The organism is Rubritalea sp. (assembly GCF_039830215.1).
GTDB lineage: Bacteria > Verrucomicrobiota > Verrucomicrobiia > Verrucomicrobiales > Akkermansiaceae > Rubritalea.
Map to the genome: position 1 here is coordinate 1 of NZ_JBDOPO010000259.1, position 7,500 is coordinate 7,500.

A 7,500-nucleotide genomic window follows, 5' to 3' on the forward strand; every position below is an offset into this window, starting at 1 on the left:
TCGCACCATCGACATCACAGCTGTCTGTGACGATCTCTTTTCCCAATTCAAGGATCGCTCTATCGGTAACCAAACTAAGCAGTCTCCACTCGAGCGGGTATGTCTTTACCATAGGGAACGGCACATTCGGATGGCAGAGATCTCGTCGATCTGCATTTTCAACTGATCGATAGACTTCAAGTTCCGAAGACCGTCGTGCATGAACCCACGAATCTGGAACGCTGGGTCATCCGTGATCTTGCAAACTGCCACGGTGGTCTTGCCATCCTGATGCACCATCAACTGGCGCAAGGTCTGCACTCCGTTGTGAAGACCTGCCTCTGGGTTGACTGTGATAACTACCCCACGCTTTTCCACGGCAAAGCTATACACCTCGTCCTCTTGCCCATCCCACTGCCCGGGAACAGCAACCTTTCCTAAGCGTAGGGGAATTTGCTGCGCTGTTACTCTTGCTTACTTTATTGCGCTTTTAAATAGCCCCGAACTCCGACTTAATCTGCGCCACTCGGAGTTTCTCGCCGCTAATCTTTGGCAGCACGAATTTCACCTCATTCAAGGACACTCCAGTTTCCGCCCATTCTATCGACTCAGGATGAGGTAAAAGTCCCAGTTTAGCTGGGTTCCCCCCTGATATGTGGTGTCCAAGCACAAGCCGCTTAATCTCAAGAAGCAAAAGAAGCCACGTAGCGTTAGTGGTGTCCTTCCATCTTACGGTTGTGGTTGCTAAATTTCACATTATTCCTCTGGTCTTGTTTTGATACCAGACCGGTTCCATTCCCCAATCACGCAGCAGCGTGCTGCACCTCAAACAGACAACTCAACCTGACATACTTTATTCCAAACAACTACACCTCTGAGGCATACTTTAAGTCCTCAACGAATGCTTCTGTGACCTGGTCCAATGCCCGATCCGACCTCCAACCCACCGCGACAACCACCGGGTTGGCTTGGGGCTTTAACTTCAATAATTTCACACCCTCCGCCACCGATGCCCCCTCTGCCACCAGAGCTATACCTATACCAGCCTCCAGCGCGACACGTAGGCTTTCTATCCCATCGAACTCCCCAGCCACCTTTGCGTTGATCGCATGGTCTCTAAAAAATTGGCTGACCCCCTTGTAGTATTCTGGGTATTCGTGCCGTGAAAGTAACAAGATCCGTTCGCCATCTAACTTGCTAACTTCTACCACGCGCTTCTTAGAAAAGGGATGTTGCTTGGGAACTGCTAAACACAAATGTTTCTTTAACAATACAGTCCACCCTATTTCACTATCATCTGACATCGCCCCAACCATCAGGTCTATTTCACCCGAAGCCAACTTCTTGCGCATCTCTTCGGATGTGGAATCCACTAGGTCAATTCTCACACTCGGGTGCCTTTGGACAAAACAGCCCATCGCATTCTTTAGCAAGTGACCTCCGAGGCTGGGTGCGTACCCCACCCGAATCACGCCGCCATCTATCTCACGCTGCATTCGGACTAGGCCATTATCAACAACTCTCACCATTTTCTCTCCCTCTTTGACCACCACCTGCCCGGCGCGGGTCAGGCGGACCGACTTAGCCCCCCGATCTAACAACGCCCAACCACAGTCATCTTCAAATGCTCTGATCTGCCTGCTCAGTGCCGGCTGCGTCATTCTGAGCTCCTTCGCAGCTGCAGTGATACTGCCCACTTCGGCGACTTTGAGGAAATAGCGTAATTGTCGGATCTGCATGATTCATACCTACCAAGCATTCATACATGAATCAAGCATACCCTTTAGACATGCCATGAAAATACTCTCAGCATGAGACAAACGGCGAACTATTTGCCAAGGTGTAGCCATGACAACGCAAGCAATACCCACCCTACAAGTTCTCCGCTCTGAAGATCGAGGACATGCCGACCACGGCTGGCTCAATGCCCGCCACAGCTTTTCATTCGCTAGCTACTACAACCCAGAACAAATGGGATTCCGTAGCCTACGAGTGATCAACCAAGACGTCATCGCTGCTGGTCGTGGTTTCCAAACCCACCCGCACCGCGATATGGAGATCTTCACCTACGTCCTCAGCGGAGCCCTCAACCACAAAGACAGCATGGGCAACGAAGAGAGCATCCGCCCTGGCCAAATCCAACTGATGTCTGCGGGCTCAGGAATAACGCACTCGGAGTACAATGGTTCCAACGAAGAGCAAGCATCCCTGCTCCAAATCTGGCTCACACCCGAGCGCCAAGGGCTCACCCCAAGCTACACCGACTGGTCGCCCACTAAACAACAACGCGATGCTAAAATGGCCTTGCTCATTTCTCCAGATGGCCGTGACCAATCAGCCACCATCCACCAAGACGCCTCTATCTACCGAATCAAACTTGAGGCCGGCGATACTGTAAGCCATGAGCTAGCAATGGGCCGCGGAGCCTGGATTCAACTGATCAAAGGAAAACTCCAAGTCAACAATGCAGAAATTTCTGCCGGTGACGCTGCTTTTACGGAAGAAAATGGCTCGATCTCGCTCATAGCCCTAGAGGACTCCGAAGCTCTCTTTTTCGATCTCAAATAATTTTTAGCACAAACAAACTTAGCAAAAACTAACATCATGAAAAATAATACTATGACAACAACATTACTTACCATCACTGGCGCCACCACCCTTCTGCTCGTGTCCTGTGAAAACCCAGCCGACTCATCCACAGCGGCCACCGTATCTGAAGCCAAAGAAGTATCCACCGCTACAGCCACTGGCCAAAAGTGGAGCTTCACCGAGGACTCTACAATTACCTTCGTAGGCTCCAAAGTCACCGGTAGCCACGAAGGTGGATTTAAAAAATTCTCAGGCCATTTCTACGTCGATGGCGACACCCTTTCCGCTAGCGGTCATGAAGTAACCATCGATATGGCCAGTACATTCGCAGACGACACCAAACTCCAAGGTCACCTTATCTCTGCTGACTTTTTCAACGTGGAGGCTATCCCTACCAGCACCTTCATAGTCACTGGCATCGAAGCCAAAGCTGGAGCCAAAGGCGAGACGCACCTGCTCACTGGTAACTTTAACTTCCACGGTGTCACCAAGTCGATCGACATACCAGTCACCGTCGCTCAGTCCACTGATGCCATCAACCTCAAGGCCGACTTCTTCATCAATCGCTTCGACTTCGATGTCAAATACCCAGGCATGCAAGACGACCTCATCAACGACGAAGTTGTCATCCGCTTCGACATCAACGCAAAGCCAACCACGACACACAGCTAATCCTAGAATATAGGGAACATTGGGACGTTTTCTAGAGGAAAGCGTCCCAGTAAAAACAACTCGACACGCTCATGAAAAAACTACCCTGCATCGCCGCCATCCTCCTCGGCCTATCCTTCATCACCTTTGGGCTAAACTATTTCCTTAAGTTCATGCCAGCTGGAGGAGCTATGCCTGAGGGTTCACCAGCCGCTCTGTTCTTTGCTGCCATTGTTCCTACAGGGTTTTTAGCATGCGTTAAGATTCTAGAAATCACTGGTGGTATATTGGTTGCCATCCCTAAGACTCGTAATATCGGTCTCTTGGTTCTCGGTCCAATCGTGCTGAACATTCTCGCCATCAAAGTCTTCATCATCGGCGGCGGCTCTGTACTCCAGCCACCCGTCATCCTAATCTCAGTGCTCTCCGCCTACCTCCTTTTCGCAGCCAAAGATAAGTTCCTAGGCCTACTCGGTGAGTAGTTCCGAGCATCGGAGCCCTAGCATTGCTGGGGCTTCTTTCCTGATGCATAGAGCCGATTCTAGGATTATTCAACGCAGGGTCTTGTTCTGCAAAACTAGTTTAGCCGTACCTTAACTTATCTGTCTAAAGGTCATATAGGAAGAGCATCTCCACCTGAACCCAGTAACTCCATACGCCACCAACCGATAATAGCAGGAGTATTACTATAGAGTTAAGGACGATCAAATTTTCCTGTGCAATGTTGTATACTCAAAGAGCAATACCGAATGAAGCAAACCCAAAGAATAAGGATTTAGTGCTGTTAGTAATAGGGGCTGAGACTGAATCATGTTTGATCATCCCAGACCAAATCTCAGATGAGTAGAGTGCTGACAACACCCCCATCACAGCAACAACTAGAGTTAAAAATATTTTCATTTAACCTAACATAAAGCACACCGACCACTGACTACCAACCTGCTCCAAATTGGGAGTTGAGGGTTAAATTGTTATGTAATTAGGACTCTCGTGCGTGTCAGCTTTGGGCTGCAGAATCTTGTGGAGCTTAGTATTCTTCATTTACGATACGAACTATTCTCTCTTTCATCTCTTCACTGAAATCACAAAGGTCACTATCTATAAGAATCTTGCAACGATACATAGTCAGCATGAATTCAAGCATTCTTGATCTTGAATGACCATCAAGGCATTCACGTAAAATACTAGCCTCTTGACGAACACGTTCTTCGAGATTCCAAAACTTCTCAGTCGAATTAGACCCAGTGACATGAAGGGTTGAGATCAACTCGACCTTACGCTGGTCTAGATAGCGCTCTCTTAGTAGCGGAGCCTTTTTGCGGAAGATCTTCAATCTGATTCGAATGATTTATTGGTCATAATTTTTTATGTGAAATGTAAAGCTCACGCATCACTGACACTCAGCGTATTTCAAGTTTTGGGTTGATGTTGAAATGGGTATGGAAATAGAACTCTAGAACGTGTCAGTGGTTGGGTGCAGCGTCAAGACCTCCAATCTAACGGATGAGTCTGTGAACAAGATAAGGCATCACGTGGCTCACCAAACCCCAAGTCCGAGCAGCATCTTAGATCTCAAGAATCTGTTTTGATGAGACTGTGACTCTTCAGTTTGGCGATGTTTTGAAGTCCAATTCAAGAAATCAAATACGACATAAAAAATACAATCCAACTCCACACAATACCAGAAACATTTCTAGGAATCGATGTAGGTAAGGCCGAACTTTTTTGCCACCTGCTTTCGATTTCATCCGCTCAATCAGCAAAATTTGCAAACACCTCAACTGGGGTAAAAGCGCTCATCACCTGGCTTAAAACGCACTCCAATCTATCTAAAACATCGGCTTGCTTAGAGCAAACAGGACACTACGGAAAACTCCTTTCAAAAGCTCTCTATAAAGCCCAATTAGAAGCGGTCTATCTAGTCAACCCACGTCGCATCAAAGCCTATGGAAACCAAAAAATCCGCCGTAATAAAAGCGACACTGCTGATGCCAAACTCATCGCAAACTTCCTTAGATCTGAACATCACGACCTCATTGCATGGATACCACAATCCGCAGACAGAGTAGAGATAACTGAACTAAATCGCTATTCTAACTCTATTGCTGAAGATGCCGCCAGACTCAAAACAAAGTGTGAATCTGTTAGCTCCCAGCCTGTTCTAAGGTCTCTCAAACGTAGGATTAAATCTCTGGAAAAAGAGCGAGCCGACATCTGCAAACGCATCAAAAATCTAATCGATAAATCTGAAAGTTTAACCTCCCAAAAATCACTTTTATCCAGCATCCCTAGTGTAGGTGAAATAACTCAACATACTCTCATTGCTGAGCTGCCAGATATTCACCTCTTCAAGGACGCACGACAGCTCGCAGCTTGGTCTGGACTCACACCTCAACACTACGAGAGCGGAACCTCTGGACGCACTCAAACTCCCATTACAAAAGTTGGCTCTAGTGCATTACGTAAGGCTCTCTTCATGCCCGCCATGAAAGCTCGCACCAATACCCCCCTTCTTAAGGAGTTCGGAGATCGACTCCAAAAGAATGGTAAAAAACCAAAACAAATCATCATCGCAATCATGCGAAAACTACTCCACCAAATCTACGGAATTCTAAAATCTAACGAGCCATTCAACCCAAATAAAAAAGGTTTCATAACTGCCCCTAAACCCCAAGAAATAAGTGCTTAACCCCTATTTTAATCCTTGATTATTCAACGCAGCATCTTGTTCGTCAACTTGATCCCGACCTTCGATGTCGCTAAGCCGTAGAAGCTTCTCGAATCGCATGACGTACACAATAAAAACCGTATCTCCCTCAACTCTGTAAAATATCCGCAGAGGACTTACAATAAGGTGACGGTATTCAGTCTCACCCAAATCGTGAGGAACTGAACACATCTCAGGAAATGTCTCGAGTAAGCTTGCCTTCTCAAAAACGAGCTTAACGAGACTCTTAGCTGCGCGCTCATTGTCTAGTGCGATGTGGTCACCGATTTGCTCCAAGTCTTGGAGGGCTGGTTCAGCCCAAACTAGTCTAGCCATCTGGACATTCTGCGAGTTGCTTCATCATGTGACACTACACGACCGTCCTTGATCGCTTTCTCACCTTTGGCAATTCCCTCTAGAAGGTGAATTCGAGCTTCCATAGATTCATAGGTTTCAACATCTACTAGGTATGCAGCAGGTAAACCATGCTGTGTAATCAACACTGGCTCATGCTCCTCAGATATTTGAGCAATGATGTCAGTGGCTTTTCTTTTTAAAGTAGTTACTAGTTCCGCCCGCATAATGTGACACTAAAGTGATACTGTTGATTCTGCAAGCGGTATTTTTACATAACCTAAAGCACACCGACTGATGACCACTCAGTGAACTTAAGGATTTGTGTGATGATGAAATTGTCATGAAAATCTGACTCTACAGCTGGTCAGCAGTTGGGTGATGCATCTTGTTAGCCACGTCGGTTTACAACCATTGATCTGATCTTTGACGGGTGCATACGAACATCCAAAACTGCTACGACTGAGACAACTTCATCTACGAGTTCGTAATATACGGCAAATGGAAAACGTCTCGAAAGAAGACGGTGAAAACCAAAATGGACTCTGTGCGATCCGAAATAGAATTGAAGTGAGGATATATCAGAAAGGATGCAGTCCACGAAATACTCGCCCACTCCAACCTCACACTCATCGTAAAAATCGCGAGCAGCCTCTATATCGTCTCGTGCCCGATCTAGGACAACCACCATGCGGGATATTATCTAGAAAAGTGAGACTTAATTTGGTCGAGTGTGTAAAACTTGGCGTTTCCAGAATCAATGTGCTTGCGACGTGAAGTAAGCACGTCTTCATGCCATTTAGGTGAGGCAACTTCATCCGAGCTTCTACTTAAAGAATCCCACAGATTCTCCATGGTTTCAAGGCGCTCAGTAGTTGTCATTTTCTCTATTTCTATCGTGCCCACATGAACAATATATATGGCGATGTGCTACCATGCAACTCCTCAATTTAGTCTAACGTAAAGCACACCGACTGATGACCACTCAGTGTACTTAAGGATTTATGTGATGGTGGAATTGCCATGGAAGTTAGAGCTCTAAAGCTGGTCATCAGTTAGAGACTATGAGTGTGTTGGAGAGTGCGGACAGGCGCTCATTATTAATGGGGCGGAAAATCAGGCAGCATAGGATATTTTTGATGAGTTGAAGTATTTCTGAATCCTCGTCTGCCTCTTAGCCAAACTCCTGACTTGAGTTTTAACCTGCTCCTTGAATTTTC

General features: G+C 46.8%; 10 protein-coding genes. 4 read left to right on the forward strand and 6 right to left on the reverse strand.

The features are described 5' to 3' along the window. Positions 1 to 105: 105 nt before the first annotated feature. Entirely contained in the window at positions 106 to 432 is a 327-nt protein-coding gene (locus ABGY95_RS08480; protein WP_347441256.1) for a glycoside hydrolase family 20 zincin-like fold domain-containing protein, read from the reverse strand. Between the two features lie 413 nt (positions 433 to 845). Further along, on the reverse strand, positions 846 to 1,718 hold the full coding sequence (locus ABGY95_RS08485; protein WP_347441248.1) for a LysR family transcriptional regulator: 873 nt from the start codon (positions 1,716 to 1,718) through the stop codon (positions 846 to 848). Between the two features lie 109 nt (positions 1,719 to 1,827). Between ABGY95_RS08485 and ABGY95_RS08490 the strand changes: the two genes are divergently transcribed. The 3 genes from ABGY95_RS08490 (at position 1,828) to ABGY95_RS08500 (ending at position 3,701) form a co-directional block, all read left to right on the forward strand. Further along, positions 1,828 to 2,547 (forward strand): pirin family protein, encoded by a 720-nt coding sequence (locus ABGY95_RS08490; RefSeq protein WP_347441249.1) that lies wholly within the window; start codon positions 1,828 to 1,830, stop codon positions 2,545 to 2,547. A gap of 36 nt (positions 2,548 to 2,583) precedes the next feature. Continuing rightward, positions 2,584 to 3,240, forward strand: coding sequence for a YceI family protein (locus tag ABGY95_RS08495; protein WP_347441250.1), 657 nt, complete (start codon positions 2,584 to 2,586; stop codon positions 3,238 to 3,240). Positions 3,241 to 3,311: 71 nt separating this feature from the next. Continuing rightward, positions 3,312 to 3,701 carry a DoxX family protein gene (locus tag ABGY95_RS08500; RefSeq protein ID WP_347441251.1) on the forward strand — a complete coding sequence of 130 codons (390 nt, stop codon included), beginning with the start codon at positions 3,312 to 3,314 and terminating at the stop codon, positions 3,699 to 3,701. A gap of 250 nt (positions 3,702 to 3,951) precedes the next feature. On the opposite strand, the gene ABGY95_RS08505 is transcribed toward ABGY95_RS08500, so the two are convergent. Beyond that, positions 3,952 to 4,119, reverse strand: a complete 168-nt coding sequence (locus tag ABGY95_RS08505) for a hypothetical protein (protein ID WP_347441252.1) — start codon at positions 4,117 to 4,119, stop codon at positions 3,952 to 3,954. Positions 4,120 to 4,918: 799 nt separating this feature from the next. On the opposite strand from ABGY95_RS08505, the gene ABGY95_RS08510 reads away from it, so the two are divergent. Continuing rightward, the gene (locus ABGY95_RS08510) at positions 4,919 to 5,908 is read left to right on the forward strand and encodes an IS110 family transposase (RefSeq protein ID WP_347441257.1); all 990 of its coding nucleotides are present in this window, start codon (positions 4,919 to 4,921) and stop codon (positions 5,906 to 5,908) included. 3 nt (positions 5,909 to 5,911) lie between these two features. Here the strand turns inward: ABGY95_RS08510 and ABGY95_RS08515 are convergent, their stop codons facing one another. The 3 genes from ABGY95_RS08515 to ABGY95_RS08525 form a co-directional block, all read right to left on the reverse strand. Further along, positions 5,912 to 6,262 (reverse strand): type II toxin-antitoxin system RelE/ParE family toxin, encoded by a 351-nt coding sequence (locus ABGY95_RS08515; RefSeq protein ID WP_347441253.1) that lies wholly within the window; start codon positions 6,260 to 6,262, stop codon positions 5,912 to 5,914. Further along, a complete protein-coding gene (locus ABGY95_RS08520; RefSeq protein WP_347441254.1) occupies positions 6,250 to 6,507 on the reverse strand; it encodes a type II toxin-antitoxin system Phd/YefM family antitoxin in 258 nt (85 codons plus the stop codon). The genes ABGY95_RS08515 and ABGY95_RS08520 overlap by 13 nt, the downstream gene beginning before the upstream one ends. A gap of 472 nt (positions 6,508 to 6,979) precedes the next feature. Then, positions 6,980 to 7,162 carry an addiction module protein gene (locus ABGY95_RS08525; RefSeq protein WP_347441255.1) on the reverse strand — a complete coding sequence of 61 codons (183 nt, stop codon included), beginning with the start codon at positions 7,160 to 7,162 and terminating at the stop codon, positions 6,980 to 6,982. Positions 7,163 to 7,500: the final 338 nt, after the last annotated feature.

Bases quoted from the DNA above. Each gene is read 5' to 3' on its own strand.
- ABGY95_RS08485 (WP_347441248.1), bottom strand. From the start codon at position 1,718: ATGCAGATCCGACAATTACGCTATTTCCTCAAAGTCGCCGAAGTGGGC.
- ABGY95_RS08490 (WP_347441249.1), top strand. From the start codon at position 1,828: ATGACAACGCAAGCAATACCCACCCTACAAGTTCTCCGCTCTGAAGAT.
- ABGY95_RS08495 (WP_347441250.1), top strand. From the start codon at position 2,584: ATGAAAAATAATACTATGACAACAACATTACTTACCATCACTGGCGCC.
- ABGY95_RS08500 (WP_347441251.1), top strand. From the start codon at position 3,312: ATGAAAAAACTACCCTGCATCGCCGCCATCCTCCTCGGCCTATCCTTC.
- ABGY95_RS08505 (WP_347441252.1), bottom strand. From the start codon at position 4,119: ATGAAAATATTTTTAACTCTAGTTGTTGCTGTGATGGGGGTGTTGTCA.
- ABGY95_RS08515 (WP_347441253.1), bottom strand. From the start codon at position 6,262: ATGGCTAGACTAGTTTGGGCTGAACCAGCCCTCCAAGACTTGGAGCAA.
- ABGY95_RS08520 (WP_347441254.1), bottom strand. From the start codon at position 6,507: ATGCGGGCGGAACTAGTAACTACTTTAAAAAGAAAAGCCACTGACATC.
- ABGY95_RS08525 (WP_347441255.1), bottom strand. From the start codon at position 7,162: ATGACAACTACTGAGCGCCTTGAAACCATGGAGAATCTGTGGGATTCT.